The organism is Paenibacillus sp. V4I9 (genome assembly GCF_030817295.1).
Taxonomy (GTDB): Bacteria; Bacillota; Bacilli; order Paenibacillales; family NBRC-103111; genus Paenibacillus_E.
In genome coordinates this window covers 2597626-2620814 of record NZ_JAUSZE010000001.1, presented here as the reverse complement: position 1 = coordinate 2620814, position 23189 = coordinate 2597626, and the positions used below count along the sequence as shown (strand labels likewise).

General features: G+C 45.8%; 18 protein-coding genes. All 18 read right to left on the bottom strand.

The features are described 5' to 3' along the window. Positions 1–34: 34 nt before the first annotated feature. Positions 35–1156, bottom strand: a complete 1122-nt coding sequence (gene ftsZ / locus QFZ81_RS11915; protein WP_029196512.1) for a cell division protein FtsZ — start codon at positions 1154–1156, stop codon at positions 35–37. Between the two features lie 30 nt (positions 1157–1186). Further along, on the bottom strand, positions 1187–2434 hold the full coding sequence (gene ftsA / locus QFZ81_RS11910) for a cell division protein FtsA (protein ID WP_307602863.1): 1248 nt from the start codon (positions 2432–2434) through the stop codon (positions 1187–1189). Between the two features lie 277 nt (positions 2435–2711). Beyond that, complete coding sequence (locus tag QFZ81_RS11905) at positions 2712–3620, bottom strand: cell division protein FtsQ/DivIB (protein WP_307602861.1); 909 nt, start codon at positions 3618–3620, stop codon at positions 2712–2714. A gap of 97 nt (positions 3621–3717) precedes the next feature. Continuing rightward, complete coding sequence (gene murA, locus QFZ81_RS11900; protein ID WP_307444242.1) at positions 3718–4986, bottom strand: UDP-N-acetylglucosamine 1-carboxyvinyltransferase; 1269 nt, start codon at positions 4984–4986, stop codon at positions 3718–3720. A 15-nt stretch (positions 4987–5001) separates the two neighbouring features. Then, positions 5002–5907, bottom strand: coding sequence for a UDP-N-acetylmuramate dehydrogenase (gene murB, locus QFZ81_RS11895; protein WP_307444244.1), 906 nt, complete (start codon positions 5905–5907; stop codon positions 5002–5004). Between the two features lie 204 nt (positions 5908–6111). Then, on the bottom strand, positions 6112–7182 hold the full coding sequence (locus QFZ81_RS11890; RefSeq protein WP_307444245.1) for an undecaprenyldiphospho-muramoylpentapeptide beta-N-acetylglucosaminyltransferase: 1071 nt from the start codon (positions 7180–7182) through the stop codon (positions 6112–6114). A 7-nt stretch (positions 7183–7189) separates the two neighbouring features. After that, the gene (gene spoVE / locus QFZ81_RS11885; RefSeq protein ID WP_307444247.1) at positions 7190–8287 is read right to left on the bottom strand and encodes a stage V sporulation protein E; all 1098 of its coding nucleotides are present in this window, start codon (positions 8285–8287) and stop codon (positions 7190–7192) included. Between the two features lie 99 nt (positions 8288–8386). Beyond that, positions 8387–9781 (bottom strand): UDP-N-acetylmuramoyl-L-alanine--D-glutamate ligase, encoded by a 1395-nt coding sequence (gene murD / locus QFZ81_RS11880; protein WP_307444248.1) that lies wholly within the window; start codon positions 9779–9781, stop codon positions 8387–8389. A 3-nt stretch (positions 9782–9784) separates the two neighbouring features. Further along, positions 9785–10720, bottom strand: coding sequence for a phospho-N-acetylmuramoyl-pentapeptide-transferase (gene mraY / locus QFZ81_RS11875; RefSeq protein ID WP_307449882.1), 936 nt, complete (start codon positions 10718–10720; stop codon positions 9785–9787). Between the two features lie 100 nt (positions 10721–10820). After that, positions 10821–12218 (bottom strand): UDP-N-acetylmuramoyl-tripeptide--D-alanyl-D-alanine ligase, encoded by a 1398-nt coding sequence (locus QFZ81_RS11870; protein WP_307602859.1) that lies wholly within the window; start codon positions 12216–12218, stop codon positions 10821–10823. After that, positions 12215–13702, bottom strand: a complete 1488-nt coding sequence (locus QFZ81_RS11865; protein WP_307602857.1) for a UDP-N-acetylmuramoyl-L-alanyl-D-glutamate--2,6-diaminopimelate ligase — start codon at positions 13700–13702, stop codon at positions 12215–12217. Before QFZ81_RS11865 ends, QFZ81_RS11870 begins: the two co-directional genes overlap by 4 nt. A gap of 111 nt (positions 13703–13813) precedes the next feature. Continuing rightward, positions 13814–15742: a stage V sporulation protein D gene (locus QFZ81_RS11860; RefSeq protein ID WP_307444253.1), complete on the bottom strand. Its 1929-nt coding sequence runs from the start codon at positions 15740–15742 to the stop codon at positions 13814–13816. Positions 15743–15827: 85 nt separating this feature from the next. Then, positions 15828–18110, bottom strand: coding sequence for a penicillin-binding transpeptidase domain-containing protein (locus tag QFZ81_RS11855; RefSeq protein WP_307444254.1), 2283 nt, complete (start codon positions 18108–18110; stop codon positions 15828–15830). Positions 18111–18126: 16 nt separating this feature from the next. Further along, positions 18127–18561, bottom strand: coding sequence for a septum formation initiator family protein (locus QFZ81_RS11850; protein ID WP_307444256.1), 435 nt, complete (start codon positions 18559–18561; stop codon positions 18127–18129). 20 nt (positions 18562–18581) lie between these two features. Next, positions 18582–19532: a 16S rRNA (cytosine(1402)-N(4))-methyltransferase RsmH gene (gene rsmH, locus QFZ81_RS11845; protein ID WP_307602855.1), complete on the bottom strand. Its 951-nt coding sequence runs from the start codon at positions 19530–19532 to the stop codon at positions 18582–18584. Between the two features lie 89 nt (positions 19533–19621). Then, a complete protein-coding gene (gene mraZ, locus QFZ81_RS11840; RefSeq protein ID WP_029196525.1) occupies positions 19622–20059 on the bottom strand; it encodes a division/cell wall cluster transcriptional repressor MraZ in 438 nt (145 codons plus the stop codon). A 124-nt stretch (positions 20060–20183) separates the two neighbouring features. Further along, positions 20184–21353 carry a DUF4349 domain-containing protein gene (locus QFZ81_RS11835; protein WP_307444258.1) on the bottom strand — a complete coding sequence of 390 codons (1170 nt, stop codon included), beginning with the start codon at positions 21351–21353 and terminating at the stop codon, positions 20184–20186. Positions 21354–21919: 566 nt separating this feature from the next. Next, positions 21920–23182, bottom strand: a complete 1263-nt coding sequence (locus QFZ81_RS11830) for an adenosylhomocysteinase (protein WP_047672343.1) — start codon at positions 23180–23182, stop codon at positions 21920–21922. Positions 23183–23189: the final 7 nt, after the last annotated feature.

Genomic DNA, 23189 nt, shown 5'->3' with positions numbered 1-23189 from the left:
GTAGGGCTTCGGTCTCTTTACAACTATTATGTAACTATTTGTCGGTATTCCGTCCGCGATTACGCAGAAACGTCGGAATATCTAATTGGTCGTTGGATGGTTGTGAACCAAAAGGTTTCAAGTTGTTTAACCGATTGTCTGGAGCAGGAGTTTCTGGTTGACCCGTGCCAGGACGTTTGATCGGTTGATGAACAGGTGCTGCCTTATGCTCAAAACCAGTTGCAATAACAGTAACAAGAATTTCATCCTTGAGTTTGTCATCAATGACAGCTCCGAAAATCATATTCACTTCGATATCAGATGCAGATGCAACGATATCAGCTGCTTCATTGACTTCGTACAAGCTGAGATTCACGCCACCCGTAATGTTCATCAGAACCCCGCGAGCTCCTTCAATGGAAGTTTCCAACAAAGGACTGGAGATCGCTTTTTTGGCTGCTTCAGCTGCACGATTCTCACCTGTTGCCACACCGATACCCATGAGTGCTGAGCCGCGTTCAGTCATAATCGTTTTGACATCTGCAAAATCCAGATTGATAAGTCCAGGCACAGCAATTAAGTCTGAGATCCCTTGTACACCTTGACGAAGTACGTTATCCGCTTCGCGGAAAGCTTCGAGCATAGGTGTCTTCTTATCAACAATCTCTAAAAGACGGTCATTCGGGATAATAATAAGCGTGTCTACCTTCTCTTTCAATGCTGCAATACCTTGCTCAGCTTGCAAAGAGCGTTTGCGTCCTTCGAACGTGAAAGGACGAGTAACTACACCTACTGTTAAAGCGCCTACTTCTTTGGCGATCTCAGCAATAACAGGTGCAGCTCCAGTACCCGTACCGCCACCCATGCCTGCTGTAACGAATACCATGTCTGCGCCGCGAAGTGTATTCAGAATTGTCTCCCTTGACTCTTCTGCCGCTTTCTTACCTACTTCAGGGTTCGCACCTGCACCAAGACCGCGTGTCAGTTTATCCCCGATTTGTAATTTATGCACAGACTTAGCTAAGTGTAAAGCTTGAGCATCTGTATTCACGGTGATAAACTCAACGCCTTTAACACCGTTCTCGATCATTCGGTTTACTGCATTGCTTCCGCCGCCACCAACACCGATGACTTTTATTTGAGCCAATTGGTCTAAATCCATATCAAATTCAAACATGTGAGTCATATCCCCCTAACTTTGCGTTCACTATATAAATTCACTGAAAAAATTTTTTACCCGTTCAAGAAAACCTGGTTTATTACTATCGGAGGATTTTTTTGCTGTTGACTTCGTTACTACTTTCTTTGAGAAACCTGAATTCCGATTTTTCATGTATTTGGATACGAATTGAATGATACCAACGCCACTAGTGTAGGAAGGATCACGTACTCCAATGAAATCCGGAACAGCGATGCGTACAGATGTTGCGAGTTCAGCTTGTGCGACCGCAAGTATGCCCGGCATACAAACGGTTCCGCCTGTAAGCACATAACCACCAGCTAAATCACCATAACCCAAACGATGAACTTCCGCACGGATCATTTGGAAAATTTCTTCAACGCGGGGTTCAATGATATTCGCGAGGTCTACTTGCGAAAACTCTTTTTCCACATTGCTTCCCATTCTCGTAACCTTAAATACTTGATCAGGTGCTGAATCATCTACAGAAGCACAACCGTATTTCAGCTTTATTTTCTCTGCGATTTCGAGCTGAGTCCGGAGTCCAATTGCGATATCATTACTGATGTACTCGCCACCGATTTGAATCGTCGACGTAGCCACAAGATTACCTTGTTCAAATACTGCAATTGTTGCTGCCCCTGCTCCTACATCAACCAGAACCGTTCCAACAGCTTTCTCATCCTTGGATAAAGCTAACTGCCCAGATGCGAGAGACATCAAGATGAGGCCTGCAACCTTCAGTTCGGATTTTTCCACAACACGGATTAAATTATGTATCCCTGTCTTCGCTCCAGTGATAATTGTCGCTTCCACTTCTAAACGAACACCAATCATGCCACGAGGATCATTAATGCCTTCTTGCCCATCTACTAAATATTGCTTAGGTACAACTCCAATAATTTCACGTTCGGGAGGTAATGCGATGACTCTGGCCGCCTGAATAACACGATCGATATCCTCTTCTCCGATTTCTCGGTCTTCATTAGAAACAGCGACAACACCATGACTAGATTGAAGAGCAATATGATTACCTGAAATTCCTACGTAAACCTCGGAAATTTGTACGCCGACCATTCGTTCAGCATGATCGACAGCGCTGCGAATTGAATTCACAGTTTGATCAATATCAACAATTGCGCCTTTACGAATACCCTCTGACTCGGCAGATCCCACACCTATTATATTAATGGTTCCGTTTACGACTTCCCCAATAATAGCTCGAACCTTGGATGTACCGATGTCTAAACTAACAATGATGTCATTGTTGCTCAAGCCCCTGGCACCTCCTGTAACTTGGGTAATAAAGTGAATTCATCACAAATACTTCTATACGTATTCCACACAACCGCCATATTCCCTCTTTTTTCTACATTTTTTTTGCCAGTAAAAAAAGTCGTTTACATATCTAGTCTTAATGATGAGAAAATGATATAGATCCTGTCTAGTAACTACTTAAAACAATCTAACGAACTGATAGATACCTAATTAACCATAAATCTAATTTTAACATTATTTTAAGTGATTGAGTAGCCCATTAAACGTTTTTTTGTCAGGAAGGACGCACTGTTTCCTTTGGCGGCGTTTTGGGCGTCGCTTTTGGAGTTGGCTTCGGGCTTGTCTTACCCCCATCTTTGTTCGAATCGGGTGTAGGACTTGGTGAATTGCCCCCCGCCTTCTGACCGGATGCGTTGTTAGCTTCATTTTTGGACTCTTCATTCGGTTCGAAAGGAGCGTGATACTCTACTTCTAGCATTTTGATAACACCACTCGTAATATGATCATCTTGTAAGCTTGCTATATAGGCAGGCAGATTGTCAATTTTCTCTGGTAAATAGGCAATCGTTGTATACACTTCGAATTGAGATCTTGTATACAGTTTGATCTTGTCAGGGTATGGTTCCGACGGGTCCGGTTTAATTTCGGATATGTCAGAAAGCGCACTCTCCGGGATTTCACCAAGCACTTTACAAAGTGCGGCCTTGTTCGGATCTCCGTCTGTCCACCCTGTCAAAATAGGCATGTCCAAAGGAATGCTTCCTGCAGAAAGCTGCACGACAGCGCCATCAGCTAGCACAGCCTGCTTCTTACCATCTGCTCCAATTTGGAACGCCACTTTAGGGAATTCTTCCACAATAATACGGATAATGCCTGGAAAATGCTTCTTCACGACTGCCGTTTTGATCATGGGCATCTTGGCAATGCGCTGCTGGGTAGCCTGTGAGCTAACGGCAAAGAAACGATCACCAACCGCAATTTGACTAGCTTGTCCAATTACTTCGGATGCCATAAGTTCATTTCCTTCAACTTCAATGGCACTAATTCGGCTAAGGGATGATTGAAAAAACAAAATAATAAGAACTGTGATGAAAAAAACGAATAAGAAAATGAGCAGCTTCCGATTTGTACGCGCACGCGGCTTAGGGACAGGCAGAGTGGGTACTTTGCGGTCTTCAGACAAAATGGGCACCACCTATTATTTGTGTATGACAAACAAATGAAAACCGTGTATCCCCACCTGAAAGCAGGAAGGGATCCGCGGAAGTCATTCAAACATTCTACTCGCTTGGAACGGGTGATTGGCGATGCACGGAGGCTCCCAGCATGGAAAGCATATGTTCAATTCTATCATAGCCTCTATCAATATGATGAATTTGCTCAACGATCGTTGTGCCATGCGCAGCCAGACCGGCAATGACAAGCGCTGCACCGGCTCGCAAATCAGTCGCTTCAACCGTAGCTCCATATAACCTCGGAACCCCTCGGATAAAGGCTGAGCTCATATCTACACGGATATCCGCTCCCATACGGGAAAGTTCATCAACGTGCTTAAATCTACCTTCGAATATCGTTTCTTTCATTACGCTTAGTCCATCTGCTAGAGATAACAGCACCATAACTTGGGATTGAAGATCCGTTGGAAAGGACGGATGCGGTGAAGTAACAATACGTTCGACCGCCTTCGGTCTTGTTGGACAGCTTACATGTATTATATCACCGTCCGTGATGATTTGAACACCTGCGCGCTTAAGGACATGAATGACCGAGGTTAGATGAGCAGGGTTCACCTTTTCCAACGTAATGTTCCCTTTAGTCGCAGCTGCTGCAACAAGGAATGTTCCTGCTACAATGCGATCGGGTATGATGCGATATGCACAAGGAGATAATGACTCCACTCCGCGAATCGTTATGGTGTCCGTACCTGCGCCAATAACATCGGCGCCCATCGCGTTCAGGAAGTTTTGCAAATCCTGAATCTCAGGTTCACGGGCAGCGTTGTAAATCGTTGTGATGCCTTCTGCTTTGACAGCAGCCATCATAATATTTTCCGTAGCTCCAACACTTGGGAAGTCTAGCACAATCTCGCTGCCGTACAGAGAATCTGCCGTGCAAACAATTTTATTGGCGCATTCTTCAATGTTGGCCCCGAGAGCCTGCAAACCTTTAAGGTGCAAATCGATTTTACGTTCACCGATCGCGCAGCCACCCGGTTGATATACCGTAACACTGCCGAATCTAGCGAGTAGCGGACCCATTAGAAAGATGGAGGAACGCATCTGCCCCATTAATTCTTCTGGGATATGAGAGGAATGAGCTGTGGATGTTGTGATAGATACCGTATCCCCTTGCTGCTCAGCACGACAGCCCAGCGCGCGAAGAATGCGCAGCATGGTGTCGATATCGAGCAAATTAGGAACATTATGCAGAGTATGAGTGCCGCTAGCCAGGATGCAGGCTGCTAAAATTGGTAATGCGGCGTTTTTCGCGCCGTGTATCTGGATGGCTCCCGTAAGAGGTCTTCCACCTTCGATAACGAGCTTCTCCAAAGTTCCACCTCCGATTTACCTCTCACCCAACATCAGAACTTCCGGTACTAGCGATATGCCGTACTGTTTCTGTACGATTAGCTGTACCTCGCCTATGAGAGTAAGAACGTCCTCGGCTGTAGCATCTCCGGTATTAACAATGAAATTGGCGTGAAGCGTAGAGATTTCCGCTCCACCGACACGTTTGCCTTTCAGGCCGGCATCTTCGATAAGCTTAGCTGCGAATCCCCCTTCGGGGTTGCGGAATACACTTCCTGCGCAAGCTAATTGGCCGGGTTGAGTACGCCGACGCCGATCGCGGTAAGCCGCCATAGCACCGGCAATTTCTTTGCGCTCTCCAACCTGTAATTCAAAGACAGCTTCCGTTACAATGCCGGGCAATGTTTGCAGAATGGAATGTCGATAGGCATACCGCAAATCCTCCGCCTGCATAGTGACCAATTCCCCTGTGTCCAGGATGACTTCAGCCTGCTTGAGTATGCGTGACACATCGGACCCATGAGCCCCTGCATTCATGTAGACGGCGCCTCCCACAGAACCGGGAATGCCAGAAGCAAACTCCAGTCCGGTTAAACCCTCTTTGGCCGCTAGTACGGACAATTTAATGAACGAATAGGAACCACCTGCGTAGACCATCGCACCATCAAAGCGAAGCGTTTCTAACGCATTGCCAAGTTTAATAACGACCCCTCTAATGCCTTTATCACTTACAAGCAGATTGGATCCTCTTCCGATGACCGTCCATGGAACACCGCGTTCATATAGAAATAGGATGGCAGCAGCTACCTGCTCTTTCGTTTGGGGGATAACGAGGCAATCAGCCGGACCGCCGATTTTCCATGTCGTATAAGGGGCTAGTCGTTCATTCGTTCGAATCTCGCCAATATTTGCTGCCTGTAAGTCGGATATTAACTGTTGCATGGGAAAACCTCCTTCACAGAACGTAGGGCGAAATTATCTTGAAAAGCAGCTTCAAGCTTCATAATTTCATAATACGGACCGAGTCGAAGATGGCCGGTCTTCGTTGTTTGGCGCCATATTAAGCCTTAGGTGTCTGTCACGGTTATAGTGTAGTTTATGTAAGATCGGATAGAGTGTGACAATCGCCAATTCGGTTTAGCAAAATCAAGTCGATAAGCTATAGGTTTCAATCAGTTTTACGATCGATGCAACTGCATCGCTTTCTTTGCGTGATTGCATCGCTGCCTTGTGGGCCTCTCGATTTGCATGAAGAGCCTCCACACGCTCTGCGAGCGTATCGGCTGTTAAAGCATCTTCTTGTAGAACGTCCGCGTAGCCAGCTTTCTGAAATGACTCCGCATTTAGAATCTGGTCTCCTCGACTTGCCTGCAGCGATAAAGGAATAAGCAGCATCGGCTTTTCCATGACTAAAAATTCATAAATAGATGTGGCACCAGCCCGGGAAATAACAAGCTCTGTCATGGCCAAAATATCTGGGAGCTCCTCATTTAAATATTCAAATTGTTTATACCCCCGGGTATTGGCAAGCTCTGACGCAATATTGCCTTTCCCGCATAGGTGTACGATCTGAAACTGAGCTAGTAATCGCCTTAGGTTGCCTCTGACGGCTTGGTTTATCACTTGCGAGCCTAGGCTGCCGCCCATCACCAAAATGACTGGTTTCTGCGTATGAAAATCACAAAGCTGGTAAGCGCGAGACGCTTTACCACTGAGAATGTGTTCACGAATCGGTAAACCTGTCAGCTCTGCCTTGTCTCTTTGAACATGCTGTAAGGACTCCGGAAAGGTAACGCAAACCTTGGTTGCAAAAGGAATTGAAATTTTGTTCGCAAGGCCTGGCGTTATATCCGACTCATGAATAATCACCGGAATCTTGTTCATTCGACTGCCAAGAACGACCGGGACGGAAACGAACCCGCCCTTCGAAAAGACGATGGCGGGCTTCAAACGACGGAGCAATCTATAAGACTCATAGACGCCTTTCATCACTTTGAAAGGGTCTTTGAAATTTTTCAGATCAAAATATCGACGTAATTTTCCAGACGAAATCGAATAAAAAGGTACCCCTTCGCGTTCAATGATGTCTTTCTCGATGCCCGTAGCTGAACCTATGTATTTAATTTCCCAACCTAACTGCGCAAGCTTATGCATCAGTGCTATGTTAGGTGTAACATGTCCTGCGGAGCCTCCTCCGGTAAAGACAATCGTTTTCATTCCCCTGTCACCTCGAATAGCGGGATATATTGAGCAGGATGCCGACCGATGTCAGCATAAGCGTCAATGAAGACCCTCCTGCACTTATGAATGGTAAAGTAATGCCGGTTACCGGGAACATCCCAATAACAACACCTATATTAATAATGACTTGAACGGCAATCATACCGATAATGCCTACAGCGATCAAACTGGCAAACGTATCCGGTGCTGTAATAGCTGCCCGCATTCCGCGCCATACAAGAATCGTAAAGAGCAGCAGTACAAGCGTACCGCCGATAAATCCAAGTTCCTCAGCAATAATGGAGAAAATGAAGTCAGTTTGCGGCTCTGGCAAATAGCTGTACTTCTGGCGGCTCATACCTAGACCAAGCCCTACAAGACCTCCAGGTCCAATAGCATAGAGCGATTGAATCGACTGATAACCTGCACCTAAGGGGTCCTGCCATGGATCCAAGAATGCTGTAATTCGCTTCAAACGGTATGGGGCGGCAATGACGAGCCCGATAAAACCCGCAACTCCTATCATACCCAGATACGAGAGATGAAGCAATCTCGCCCCTGATGTGTAGATAATGAGCAGCGAGGCTCCGACGAGAACGGCACCTGTTCCAAGGTCAGGCTGCAGCATAATGAGACCGAACGCTAAGCCCATGATACCAAGCGGTGGCAATAAGCCTTTTCTGAATAATGTTATTTTCGCTTGGTTTTCGGATAACATGTTGGATAGATAGAGAATCATCCCAATTTTCATAAATTCGGACGGCTGAATACCAAAGGCACCTATACCTAACCAGCTTCTAGCCCCACCACGAACAACCCCGATGCCGGGAATCAGAACGATAATCAACATGGCAAAGCAAATAAAAAGCGCTACTCGGGCAAACCTTTTCCAAACTAAATAATCAACATTCATCGTAAAAAACATGGCGATAACACCCAAAACAGCAAATATAAATTGACGTTTCAAGTAGTACAGGGAGTCGCCAAATTCGCGAAACGCAAGAACACTGCTCGCGCTGTAAACCATAATAACGCCAATTGTCAAAAGCAACAAGGTTGGAACAATAATCCAAATGTCAGGAGCGGACCGTGCTTTACCCATAACAGACACCTCTTCGTGTGTTGTGGGCGTCATCCATGATACATACCAGCAAGCAGCGACAGTATCGCCAACCAGACAGCATATGTGGATAAGCCCTATTTAAAGGTTATGCACGGACTCCTTAAACATGCGTCCCCTGTCCTCATAGGAGGGGAACATATCCCAGCTTGCACAAGCAGGTGAAAGTAAAACAATATCTCCAGGTTCACTCATTTGCCAGGCTAGCTGAACGGCTTGCGACACCGCGTCCGCTGCATCCTTAGCAGTATCGACGGTTTGAATGCGGCTAATCCCTGCCAACTCGGCAATATGCGTAATTTTCTCTTTCGTTTGACCTAAGGTAACGATACCTTTAATCCGCTCCCGGAAAGTAGGCAGAAGTTCCATATAATCCGACCCTCGATCCAAACCTCCTGCAATCAGAACAACACGTTGGTTGAACGCCTCAATCGACTTTATGGAAGCCGCTGCATTCGTTGCTTTGGAATTGTTATAGAAGGTCACTTCCTTCAGCTCTCTAACGAGCTCCAGACGGTGTTCTACGCCTTGGAAGCTCCTTAGCACATCTGATATGGCATCTAGCTGAACACCCGCAGTAATGGCTGCTGCCGCCGCTGCTAGCGCGTTCTCGACGTTAAAGCTGCCCGGGATCCTCATTTCACTTGCCGGCATAATTGGCTGCACTTGGCCTAGCCCGTTTGCGTAAACAATAACCTCAGTCTCTACATCGAAGTAGACGCCAAGAGCGAGCTTCTCTTTCATAGAAAAAGGGAACAGTTTAGCCTTCAGACTAGGAATTATAGACTGACACACCTCATCATCCCAATTCAGGATGGCCGTATCTTCTTCGGTTTGATTCGCAAATAATTTAGCTTTCGAAGCGATATAGTCATCCATTGAACCATGATAATCCAGATGAGTTTCGTACACATTTAACAAAAGTGCAATCGTTGGTCGGAACGAAGTCGTTCCTTTCAGTTGAAAGCTGCTGAGCTCAACAACCATCCAGTTATCAGCTGTAACTTCAGGCACAGCCTCGGTTAACGCTCGCCCAATATTACCCGCTACAACGGGAGATAAACCAGCTGCGTCCAGCATTAAACCAATTAATGTTGTCGTTGTGGTCTTGCCATTCGAACCTGTTATGCCAATTATTGGTGCTTCACAGAATTGATAAGCAACCTCAACCTCAGTCACGACTTCGATTCCCAGCTCTTCTGCTTTGCGAATCGGCTCTACCGTATACGGAATTCCCGGGTTTTTCACAACGAGAGAAACGCCCGCATGCACCAAGGACTCCGGGTGAAAGCCGCATACAACAGAAATACCCAGAGCCTCTAATTCGTCGGCTTCAGGGCATGCGCTTCGCTCTTTTTTGTCGTTGACCGTGACCAAGGCTCCTTTTTGATGAAAAAGCTTAGCCGCAGCGACACCGCTGCGAGCCAAGCCCAAAATAATCACTTCAAGTCCACGATAATCCCGCGGATGCTTCATGCTCTACAACACCTCATTCATATATAATCCGAGTACAGCAAGTACGAGACCTACGACCCAGAATGTGATAACAACACGCCATTCCGACCAACCAACCAATTCGAAGTGGTGGTGGATCGGACTCATTTTGAAAACACGCTTACCTCTTGTCTTGAAAGAAACAACTTGAATCACAACAGAAAGAATTTCAACCAAGAACACTCCGCCAACAATGGCAAGCAGCAGCTCCGCTTTCGTTAAAATGGCAACAGCCACAAGGCCGCCACCAATCCCGAGCGATCCTGTGTCACCCATAAATACTTTGGCTGGATGCGCATTAAAAACGAGAAAACCGAGTACGGCACCAACCATGGCTGCCGAAAAAATAGCCGCTTCCGGCTGTGTATTATTCATAGCAATAACGGTATAAGCACCAAATGCAATGGCACTTGTCCCTGCAAGCAGTCCATCAAGACCATCTGTAAAATTCACCGCATTCGATGCACCCAACATCAGAATTGCCATTAACGGGAAGTACAACCAGCCTGGGTTGAAGTGGAACGCCACAAATGGAATATATAAGTCCGTGCTATGTCCTTGCATGACAAGCAGGTAACAAACGATGGCGGAGATCAAGAGCTGACCGAACAGCTTTTGTTTCGCTGTTAGACCGAGTGAGCGCTTGAAAATAATTTTGATATAATCGTCGAGAAAGCCAACTAATCCATAGCCTAAAGAGGCTATTAACAGGATTAGAAGATCCGTATTTTTATCGGCAAAACGAAGCGTAGCAAGGGCCAGCGCGAGTAAAATGATGATTCCGCCCATGGTCGGTGTCCCTTGTTTTTTCAGATGCCCTTGCGGGCCATCCTCACGTATTTGCTGCCCGAATTTCATACGCCGCAAAATGGGTATAAAAAGCGGTCCCATAATAAGCGCAAGCACAAAAGCTACGCCCATCGTTAATAAAATTGCGTTTTCCACGTTGGTTCCCCCTGCTCGTTTTCGTCTTTCGAAAACGATCTACTGTTTCATCCTATAATTAATAACAAAACGCCATCTAGGCGAGTAAGGCATTAACCACATGCTCGAGACGCATGCCTCGCGATCCTTTTACGAGCACAAGGTCATCGGATCGGACCTCAGCCCCGAGCTCTGCCGCGAGCCGCTCTTTGTCATCGAAGGCGCGCACGCACGCCTTCGGGAACCGATCAGCCGCTTCATCCGCGATGAAGCGGCCAAGACGGCCGAACGTGAAGACGTAGTCTACACGTTCTGGAGACAGCATCGCACCAATGCCGCGATGGAACTGCTCTTCGTGCTCGCCAAGCTCCAGCATGTCGCCGAGCACGAGGAACTTGCGACCGAAGCCGCGCAGTTGCTCGGTCAAATCGATCGCAGCCCGCATGGATGCCGGGCTGGCGTTATACGCATCGTTAAGCACAGTCAGCCCTGAGGCTGCTGTCAGCTTCTCGATGCGCATGCTTGTCATCTGCAGCGAGCGAAGCCCCGCTGCAATTCCCTCAGGCGAGACGCCGAAGGCATCGCCGATGGCAATGGCTGCTAACGCATTAATCACATTATGCGTGCCGAGCAAGGGAATGAACAATTCCGGGTAACCCGGTGAATTGATCTGGAAGTACGCCCCGTCCGCATCCATTCGGATGTCGGTCGGGAACAGATCATTGCCCGTGCCGCTGCCAAAGCGGATACGGCGCAGCCCTTCTGGCAGGCCTCGCTCCGCGAGGGCCTGTTCAATCAGTGGCTCGTCGCCGTTGTAGATGAATAGCCCACCGCTCGGCATTCCGCTAACGATCTCGGCCTTAGCCCGAGCAATTTCTTCCCGCGAGCCAAGCTGAAGCATGTGCGATTCGCCAATCATCGTAATGATCGACGCTTCCGGCTCGGCCAGATTGGATAGCAGCTCGATTTCGCCACGTCCACTCATCCCCATCTCGACAACGGCGAATTCCGTAGTCTCTTCAAGCTCAAGCAGCGTGAGCGGTAAACCAATATGATTATTCAGGTTTCCCTTTGTTTTATGCACTTGAAACGTACTGCCCAATACGGCCGCAACTAAATCTTTGGTCGTCGTTTTGCCATTACTCCCCGTGATACCAATAATGCGAACCGGCAGCTGCTTGCGGTAAGACTTAGCTAACTGCTGCAGGGCTATTAGCGTATCCTTGACGCGAATGATCGGCATGCCTTCTGGGGGGTGAGGATGGTCATCTTGCCATAATGCAGCCGCAGCACCCTTGCTGTAAGCCTCTGAGGCATAAGCGTGACCATCGAAATGATCCCCGATCAGCGGCACAAACAAACTTCCCGGTCGTATTGTACGCGTGTCGGTAGATATGCCTATTATTGGAATGTGCCTTTCAGCTGACGTCGAGGTCACCAGCACACTTTCAACGCCTAGCATGTCTGTCATTTGTTCCAACGTGCGCTCTATCATCGTCCTCTCCCCCTTATCGCAGCCTTAGCCACCAATCGATCATCGAAATCATGCTTGACCCCCATGACATCCTGATACGTTTCGTGGCCTTTTCCCGCTATCAATATTACATCCTTAGGGCCTGCCCCTTCAATAGCCTTTTGTATCGCTTTTTTGCGATCCACGATTAATTCATACTGTTCCTTTGGGTAATTAACCTCTTTTAGACCAGGAACGATATCATCCAGAATGGCATCTGGATTTTCCATACGCGGATTATCTGAAGTCACATATAAATAATCACTATACTTAGCCGTAACCTTACCCATAAGAGGACGTTTCGTTCGATCACGGTCACCACCGCAGCCAAACACAGTGATTACCTTACCTTCTGCAAAGTCACGTACAGTAGACAAGGCATTCTCTAGTCCATCTGGGGTATGAGCATAGTCAACCAAGACTAAGTAATCCTGTCCCTCATTCACAACCTCCATACGGCCATCTACTACCGAAATATCTTCTAAACTATTCCGGACCGCTTCAAGTGGAATCCCTTCCGCCAGTGCCGCAGCAATGGACCCGAGCGCATTGTACACGTTGAATTTACCAACCAGCTTCATTCTGAAAAAAGCCTCTCCCGCAAAGGAAATAAGTTGAAACTCCGTGCCTTGGGCTGTCATTCGAATATTTGTCGCCCTTACATCACATTCGTTCTCTATACCATATGTAATAATTTGTGCGGCTGTCAGCTTACTGAACGTATGGGAAGCATCGTCATCCGCATTTAGAATAGCATACTGGCGCTCCTTGAGATCAGCTGAGAAACCATTCCCCAATCTTGAGAAGAGCAGGCCCTTTGCCGCTGCGTAAGCATCCATTGTTTTGTGATAATCTAAATGATCTTGTGTTAAATTCGTGAAAATACCCGAACGGAAATGAATACCCTTCACGCGACCTAATTCCAAGGCATGGCTGGACACTTCCATAATACAATAATCCGTCTTTTGTTCACACATCTGGCGGAAGCTGCGCTGTAAATCGACGGCTTCTTGGGTTGTGCGCTCCATTTCCGTATAGGTATCCCCGATTTTCATTTGAATCGTTCCCATAAGTCCCGTCGTAAAACCTTGATCCCGCAATATTTTCTCGATCAAATAGGTCGATGTCGTTTTGCCATTCGTACCCGTAATACCAATTAATTTCAGTTCTTTGCTGGGATAGCCAAAGAAATGGGCTGATAAAGCCGCCATTGCATATCTCGCATCTTTCACAACAAGCTGAGGAATTGGCAAGTCAAGCAATCTTTCCGTTACAAGCGCAGAAGCCCCAAGCGCAATCGCTTTTGGGGCATAATCGTGACCATCTGCTGTCAGTCCAGGGATACATAGAAACAAATCCCCTGTTTGTATTTTACGAGAGTCTGCTTCAATCCCAGTAATCTCTGTTTCAGCATCTCCATGTATGTGGGTAATGAGCAGTGCGGAAGCAAGCTCCTGAAGTTTCATGAGCAACCCTCTCCTTAATGTTATTGCTACCTATTATTGACAATTTTATGCCTATGGAAAAGCTAAACATGTCTTACTTGCAAAATCTTTTTTCCAGCCAACTAAACCACATTACTGCGGTGGCGCATTATTCGAGAGAAAAATGCGTATTGTAGAGCCTTGGTCTACTCGTGAACCCGGCTTCGGCGCTTGACTGATCACATATTTGCCACTGCCAGACTTAGCCAGCCTAAAATTCATGTTCAGATCTTCTAATATATCATCAACTGAGGCTCCAACCAAGTCCGGCACCTCAACAACCGGAGTTTCACCATAGCGATAATCTTTATCAAGCTGGTTTTTATCAGGTTCGACTTTCATATATCGCAAAGCATCAGCCATCATATTCTTCACAAGTGGTGCTGCAATCAGACCTCCAAATTGAATTCCTTGAGGATCATCCACAGCTGCATAGATGACAATCTTTGGATTATCGGCCGGCGCGAAGCCAATGAAGGAGACAATATGCTCATCCGGCGAATAACGTCCGTTAATAACCTTCTGTGCTGTTCCCGTCTTCCCACCTACGCGATAGCCGTCGATAAACGCATTGCGTCCTGTGCCTTTGGCAACTACGCTTTCAAGCGCTTCGCGTACTTGCTTCGATGTCTCCTCCGATACGACATTGCGTACAAGCTCGGGCTTTACAACATCAACAATCTCACCTGTATCCGGATTCGTGAATGACTTCGCCACATACGGCTTAAAAAGTTTACCTCCGTTAATTGCCGCAGAGACAGCCGTAATTTGCTGAATCGGAGTGACCGATACACCTTGGCCGAATGCCGTCGTTGCAAGCTCAACCGGCCCCACCTGAGACGGCTTAAACATAATACCATTTTCTTCGCCGCCGAGGTCAATTCCCGTCTTCTTCCCAAAGCCAAACTTTGAAATGTAATCAAACAACTTTTCCTTGCCTAAACGCTGTCCCATAACGACAAATCCGGGGTTACAGGAGTTTTGGACGACTTGCAGCATCGTTTCACTGCCATGACCGCCGCGTTTCCAACAGCGGAGTCTAGCCCCTCCGACCTCAATAAATCCGGGATCGTAAAATTGTTCATTTTTTAAATCAACCTTTTTTTCTTCTAACGCTGCAGCTAGTGTAATAATTTTGAAGGTAGAACCCGGCTCATATGTTTTCCAAATCGGTAAGTTTCGGTTATAAGTTTCAGCCGGATAATCCTTATAATTGCCTGGTTCATACGTAGGCCTGCTCCCCATGGCAAGAATTTCTCCGTTATTGGGATCCATCATGATGGCGATGACATTCTGAGCCTGGTACTGTACCATGGCCTGATCCAATTCTCTCTCCAACACAGACTGCAGATGACTATCAATCGTCAACTTCATATTGAGGCCGTCTTTAGGCTTCGTATAGGTATCGGTTGTCCCTTCCAGCGTTCTTCCTGCTGCATCAGTCATATAGGATATGCTTCCTGCTATTCCAGTCAATTGGCTGTTATATTTTGCTTCAATGCCTGTCAGCCCTTTATCTAATCCAGCAAAACCAAGAATATGGGCAGCTAACGAGCCGAATGGGTAGTATCTTTTGTTGTCTTCTGCTACCACAATACCAGGAAGATGAAGATTTCGTACTTCTTGCGCTTTTTCAACCGTTATTTTGCGTCCAGAAGGCTTGATATCGTTTTGAGATGTTTTCTTTGTAATTTGTTTATAAATGTCATCTTCGTTCCCTTGCAGCACTTCGGCAAGTTTGGCTGCAGTGCTTCGGGCGTCTTGAATTTGAACAGGTATAGCCACTATCGTAGGTGTACTCATACTGTAGGTCATCGTTATCCCATTGCGATCTTGAATCTCGCCTCGCTTAGGTGCAAATTCTATTTTTCTCCGCCAACTATCCTCTGCTTTATTCGCCAAGTCTTGTCCAATCCATAGCTGGACATAAGCTAGACGGAGAATAAGTGCTGTAAAGATGACAGTGCCCATAATGAGCGCAGTAAACAATCTGCGACGAACGGTAACGTTAGAAACACGCATGAACGTTCAGTCTCCCTTCCCAATAAGTCAACATCATTCCTAACATGACTATTCGGGACAAACAGGGGTTAGAACAAGCTCTCCGTTAAGGTGTCTTTTTGGCCGTAGATCGCTGCGCTTCTGTTTTCGTATTCGACGCCGGCGTTGGCGATGGTGTAAGTGTTGATGAACTTGCAGTTGATGATTTATCGCTTAATGGTTTGAGCTGCAACGTCACACTTCTCCCCTCGCCTTCCCCCGTAGTAGCCTGATCCGAAACATATCCTTCACCGGCGGTTTGACAGTCTACTTTAAAGAAGGAACAGGTTTCAACTGCATCTCGAAGTGATCTACCGACCAAGTTAGGCAGCGGCATTTCGTCAACAGTTTGCATCGCAACATATATTCGTTGTGTAGATAAGATTTCTGTACCTGCTTTCGGAAATTGATCCACAACCTTGGCTCCTTTACCGAAAACCTCAAGTGACAAACCGCTCTCCTTTGCTGTAGCCTTGGCGCTTTCTGCTGTCACATCTACAAAATTAGGCACAGTTAGCTTATTCGCTTGCTTCGTTACCATTTTCGTTTGCTTATTCGATGCAACGCCCATATATTGCAGCGATTCACCAACAATTTCTTTGAAAGCAGGAGCCAATACCTGCCCTCCTAAGTGATAGTTGCCGCCTAGATCAGGTTGATCAGCGATCAGTGTAACTAAGATACGAGGATTTTCAGCAGGAGCGTACCCAATAAAGGAAATAACCCACGAATCCGTGGAATAGGTCTTTTCACCGGGAAGGACTAAGTTAGCTGTCCCTGTCTTTCCTGCGACACGGTAGTCCTCCATAAATGCAAGCTTACCTGTACCAATATCTTGGTCAGATACAACTTGTTCTAAATATCCGCTCACCAGACTAGCTGTCTTTTCACTCACGACCTGCCTAACGACTTGTGGCGCAAAAGACTGAATGCTTTTCCCTGTTTTCGGATCGACAATATCCTTAACAATGTGAGGCCACATCAATTTACCACCGTTGGCCATTGCAGCATAAGCAGCTGTTTGTTGGATGGCTGTAACAACGACCTTTCCTTGTCCATACGTTGCTGTTGCAAACTCAGATGGATATTTCATATCGATTAAACCGGAGACTTCATTTGGCATATCAATATTCGTTTTTTGATCGAACCCAAATTTGTTAATGTAATCTTTGAGCTTTGGAGAAGTTAATTTCTCGTAACCCAATTTAACGAAGGCCACGTTACTAGAGCGCTTAAGGCCATCTAAGAAAGATATTTTCCCCCACCCAACGCGGTTATGGTCATGAAGCTCTCTATCTTCAACCTTAATACTTCCGGACTGGTACATTTCATTCGGATTAAATAGACCCTCTTCTACTGTAGCAGCTAACGTCACTAGTTTAAAAGTAGAGCCAGGCTCGTAACGAGAGGCTACCGCATTATTTTTGAAATCACTTTGATCTTTAATCGTCCAATAGGTATTGGGGTTAAAGGTAGGCGTATTTGCCATTCCCAGAATTTCCATCGTTTGCGGATCAACAGCAATCGCCGTTAGGCTCTTCGGGTGCCATTTGTCATTTACTTTTGCAAGCGCGCTCTCCAAATAAAACTGAATATTTTTATCAATTGTGAGTCGCACATTGTTCCCGTCTTGCGCTGGCTTGAAATTGATCTTGGAATCAGGAAGTTCAACACCCATCCCGTCCTTCTCATAGCTTAACATCCCAGGAACACCCTTAAGGGTTTGATCTAGTTTAAGCTCTAATCCTAGTGCAGCTTCGCCTTCTTTATTCGTATACCCTAGAATATGAGAGGCAAGAGATTCTCCTGGATAATAGCGTTTCTTGTCTTCTAAAATACTAATTCCTACGTTAGCTTTTGCTTTTAACTTGAGTTTTGCTTGAAGAACTGAAATTAACGCACGAACTTGATCTGCCTTCTCTTTCTCAATCTTCCAACCTTCATTTCTAATCTCTGTATAGACCGCAAAATCCGTACCGTCCGGCTTCATTTTCGTTGCGCGCTCACGGATTTTATTGACAAGCGTAGGCTTCGTTACATCCGATTCTTTCAAAATTTCCGCTAATCCTTGCGTAACATCCTCAGCAATATGGAAGCTATCAATCATTTTGGGATTAAGTGCAATGGTATATGATGTTGCTTCCACGGCAAGCACTTTATTGTTTCGGTCCAGGATCGAGCCCCTTACCGGATTTATCACCTTATCCGTTTCCCATTTCTTCTCGGCTTTCTCTAGTAACCATGAAGCTTCTACCACTTGAATCCAATAGACTTTAGAAATAAGGACAACAAAAAGAAGGGTGAAGAACCCTCCAATTAGCAAAGATCGCAACTTAATTTTTTTTGTCATATCGAATACCTGCCCATTACGGTTTAGAAGCTACTTTATTATTTTTGCTACTGCTTGTATTTGATTTTGTTTTCTCTGGAGTGACTAAACTTACTTTCTTTTCATCTCCTAAATTAAACCCAAGCCGTACAGCCTCACCCTTCATACGTTCAGGACTTTGCAGTTTCTCTACTTCTTGCTTCAAAGCACTGTTCTGAGCTTGCATCTCACGAATTTCACTTTGCATTTTTAAAATATTGGCATTCATCTGATAAATGGCCGCGTAACGCCAGATAATAACTCCCGCCACAATGACACAAAGAATTACAGTGAATAAATAGAGCATTTTCTCTTGTGTCGGTAACGTTTTATTGCGATAAACAACCTTTGTTGTTTCTCTTATCTTCACTTTAGGTGCTGGGGCCGAACGTTTTGGATTGAGAGCCAAATTGCCTTGAATGTAAGATGGCATATTTTATTTCCTCCCTTGTGTCAAAGCTTTTCAGCGATTCGCAGTTTCGCGGATCTTGCCCTTTGATTGACTTCAAGCTCATGTTCGCTTGGTGAAATAGGTTTTCTTGTTACTAATTTTACAACTCCGGTCTTCTTGCAAACGCAATATGGAAGATCCGAAGGACAGGTACATTTTTCAATGTTTTTCACAAAAAATTGTTTACATATGCGATCTTCCAGTGAGTGGAAAGTAATTACAGCAACTCTGCCTTGTGGGGCAAGGCAACGGAGTGATTGCTCCAGTGCTTCTTCAAAAGCTCCTAACTCATCGTTCACCGCGATACGCAGCGCTTGGAAACTTCGCTTCGCTGGGTGACCGCCGGTCCTTCTCGCTGCAGCGGGAATACCTTCCTTAATCAGCTCCACCAGCTCACCTGTGGTTTCAATGGGTTGTTTGGCCCGAGCTTCCACAATGACGCCCGCAATTCGCCTGGAAAACTTTTCTTCCCCATATTCAAACAAAATTCTCGCAATTTGGTCAGCAGGCCACTCATTGACGATCGTTTTGGCGGTTAATTCCGTAGAACGATCCATCCTCATGTCGAGCTCTGCATCATGGTTGTAGCTGAAACCACGATCCGCATCATCCAGTTGTGGAGATGACACGCCAAGATCGAAAAGAATCCCATCCACCTGCGGCTTGCCCTCACGAAGTGCTCTCGGCTCATTCTGGAGCACCTGCTCCAGCTCTCTGAAATTGCTTTTTACGATTTTTACGCGATCCAGGTAAGGCGCTAGCACAGTTTGAGCATTAGCTAATGCGACATCATCCTGGTCTAAAGCAATCAGCAAGCCATTTGGACCTAACTTGGATGCAATCAGGGAACTATGCCCTGCTCCTCCCATCGTACAATCCACGTAAACGCCATCCGGCTTTATATGTAAACCTTCAACAGATTCTTCTTTTAGTACCGTCACATGATGAAACACTTGGTGTCCTCCTAAGAGCTTTGCTTTAGCAAAGCTTTCTACGTAAGCATAATCTGAGCTTGCTTTAGCAATGCTTTCTACGTAAGCCTCTATAAATCAAAATTAAAATCGACGAGTTTCTCAGCTATTTCATTGAATGACTGTTCCGATTCATTGGCATAGCTTTCCCAAATTTGCTTGCTCCAAATCTCAACTCGGTTGGAAACACCGATAACCACACAATCCTTTTCAAGTTTGGCATGATCTACAAGGTTACCTGGAATGTTCGCTCTACCTTGTTTATCGAGGTCACACTCCGTTGCACCGGAGAAGAAGAACCGGGTGAAGGCACGCGCATCTGATTTCATTAGCGGCAGTGCTTTGAGCTTCTGCTCGAGTATCGCCCACTCCGATTGCGGATAAACGAATAAGCACTGATCCAGACCGCGGGTGATGACAAATGAGTCGCCGAGGGCTTCGCGAAACTTGGCCGGGATGATCATTCGGCCTTTCTCGTCAATGCTATGTTGATATTCACCCATGAACATAGCATGTCGCCCCCTTTTCCTCCACTTTGTACCACTTTCCACCACATTTGAATCAATATTCGCTAAAAATAAAAGAAATCCTGCTTTGAGAGCAGGATTTTCAAAATTATTTTCAATTTTAGGTCTATTCTGCGTCTTTTGTTCCTTGTTTCTCATCTTCAAGTGCGTTTAAAGAAGCATTTTGATCTTTGAGTTGTAATCGCATCTCTTGCAGTTGTTTATTTCTTTTGCGTCTGAATACCCAGATCGGTACGCCAATCAATAGGCCAATGACGAGAATCGGAAATGCAGCTGCAAGGAAAACGAGAATACCTTGCATTACAGCAACTAGTACATTTAGGCTAGAATTCCATGCTTTTTGAATGCGTTCCTCTAGTGTTAACTTATGAGGATCAGATAACAGCGGCTTATTACCTGTTTGCTGGTACATACGAAGCTCAATCGTCGAGAAAGAGACATTTTGATCCAAGTACCTTATCCGCCCCTTTATCTGTTCAATCGCTTCTTGTACCTTGGATAGCTCGTTTGAAAAAGCAAGCAGCTCATCCGTTTTTGATGCTTTCTCCATAAAGCCCAATAATCTCGTTTCAACCATTTGTTTTGCTTTGAGGCGTGAACTAAGATCCACATACTCCTCTGTCACGTCCTGTCCCTGTACATTCCTTTGGAGCGATGGACTCATCTTCTCTAAGCCATCTAGCAAGGAGACAAATCCATTTGCTGCGACTTTAATTGTATATGTCCCGCCCCGTTCCCCCGTATTCGCATTTTCCGAGAATTGCAGAATGTAAGCCCCACTAAGCGCTACCAGGTCACGGAGGGCTGTCTGAGCTTTGCTGTAGTCCTCTACAGGCATAACCAAGTTAGCACGGTAGATTAACTTACGATTAAATCCTGCTGCTTCATCACTTCCCGTTGCTGGCATGACCGTGATCGGTGCATTTTTCACTTCCGTAGGCGCTATTTCTGCCGCTCCCTCTTTCCCTTTGGATGACGAATCTGCGCTGCTTGCTTTCCCTCCAGCTGCGGCAGCAGGAGCCGCGGACTTAGCGTCAGCCGACTGTGCAGATTCTGCCTTCAAAGCGTCACTAGTCGCAGCCATTTTCATTTCTTTTGATGATGGCGCTGACGACTCATCCTTTGCAGAGCTGCAGCCTGATAGTAAACTAATTACTAACATGCACGTGGCAAGCAGGAAAGAAATTTTCCGACCAAACGTATTCCTCTTAGTTTTGTAATTCTCAATACTGCTTTGCATGAACCTACCGTTCATTTTGCTTTTTAAGACCCCCATCTTGCCATCTCCTCGCTACCAAATATAGGTTATACACCCTATAAACGGGGGTTATGATTGAAAGGTTGCAAGTCGCCAAGTCACTTCAACAAATAATTACCGATAAAAATAAACCTTAATTGAAAGACCAAGAAGATTCCGGCGAGGAAATTTTCAATTTGATGTTTGAGTTTTCAACTATAAATACTAAAAAGAAGCAGCACAAGCTACTCGTTAAAACTTAGCTAAAACTCCGAAATCGACTTCTCAACAACTAAATTACTTACCTTGCAGCGCTTCTCACTCATTTAAGCTCCATTTTCGAGCTTATCTCAGCAGCCACCTAGCGAAAGCTCGGTTTCCGAGCTTATTCGCCCATTCCGTAGCCATTTGCTAATCCCTTGTTCCGTAATCATTGCGAAAAAGAAAAAGCCTTCCAGCCCACTCCAAAAGTGGTCTGAAAGGCACTCAAAAGTTCTTGAAGGCTCTTAAAGGCTCTTAAAAGCACTTCAAGGCACTGAAAGCTCTCCTAAGCTATCCAATGCTTATAATAGCTCTTAAAAGCTCTCTCGAAGGCTCCCCAAATCTTAATGCTCCGCCCAGCTATCCAGGTACATCTTCTGCTCTTCTGTCAATGAGTCAATGCTAGTTCCAAGAGATTCCAACTTGAATCGAGCAACTTGTTCATCCAGCACGTAAGGTACATTAACAACAGTTTTGCCTAATTTCTTGTACTCATCATTTACATATTTAAGTGACATAGCTTGAAGCGCAAACGTCATATCCATAATTTCTGCTGGATGACCATCGCCTGCTGCTAGGTTAACCAAACGTCCCTCAGCAAGTATATATACTTTACGACCGTCCGTCAGTTGGTACTCTTCAATATTGCGTCTAACTGTACGCTTGGAAGAAGACATTGCTTCAAGTTCCGGTTTGTTTACTTCAACGTCAAAGTGGCCTGCATTTGACAGAATCGCGCCATCTTTCATGACTTTGTAGTGTTCTCCACGAATCACATCACGGTTACCCGTAACTGTTACGAAGAAATCTCCCAATTTCGCTGCTTCCAGCATTGGCATAACAGCAAAGCCATCCATATAGGCCTCGACACCTTTAATTGCATCAATTTCTGTTACAATTACATTCGCGCCCAAACCTTTAGCACGCATTGCCACTCCTTTACCACACCAGCCATAACCGACAACAACAACTGTTTTACCAGCTACAACCAAGTTAGTTGTACGGTTGATGCCATCCCAAACGGATTGACCCGTTCCATAACGATTATCGAACAAGTATTTACAGAAGGCATCGTTAACAGCGACCATCGGGAATTCAAGCTTGCCTTCTTTCTCCATCGCTTTTAGACGAAGAATACCTGTTGTTGTTTCTTCAGCTCCGCCGCGAACTTGTACAGCCAAATCTTTACGTTCGGAATGAAGAATAGAAACCAAATCGCCACCATCATCAATGATGAGGTCAGGCTTCGTTTCGAGCGCTTTAATCAGCAGCTCTTTGTATTCTTCCGGACTCGGATTGTATTTCGCAAAAACGGTAATACCGTCCTCAACAAGCGCTGCACAAACGTCATCTTGTGTAGATAGCGGATTGCTGCCCGTAATCGTTACTTCAGCTCCACCGGCTTTTACTACTTTGGCTAAATAGGCCGTTTTCGCTTCCAAATGCAAGGAAATAGCTACTTTCAATCCTTTAAAAGGCTGTTCCTTCTCAAATTGCTCGCGAATACGGTTCAAAACAGGCATATGCGCCTGGACCCAATCAATTTTCAAATGACCTTCAGGTGCCAGCGTTATATCAGCAACAATACTCTTTTCTACAGTTGTCATGTTAGTT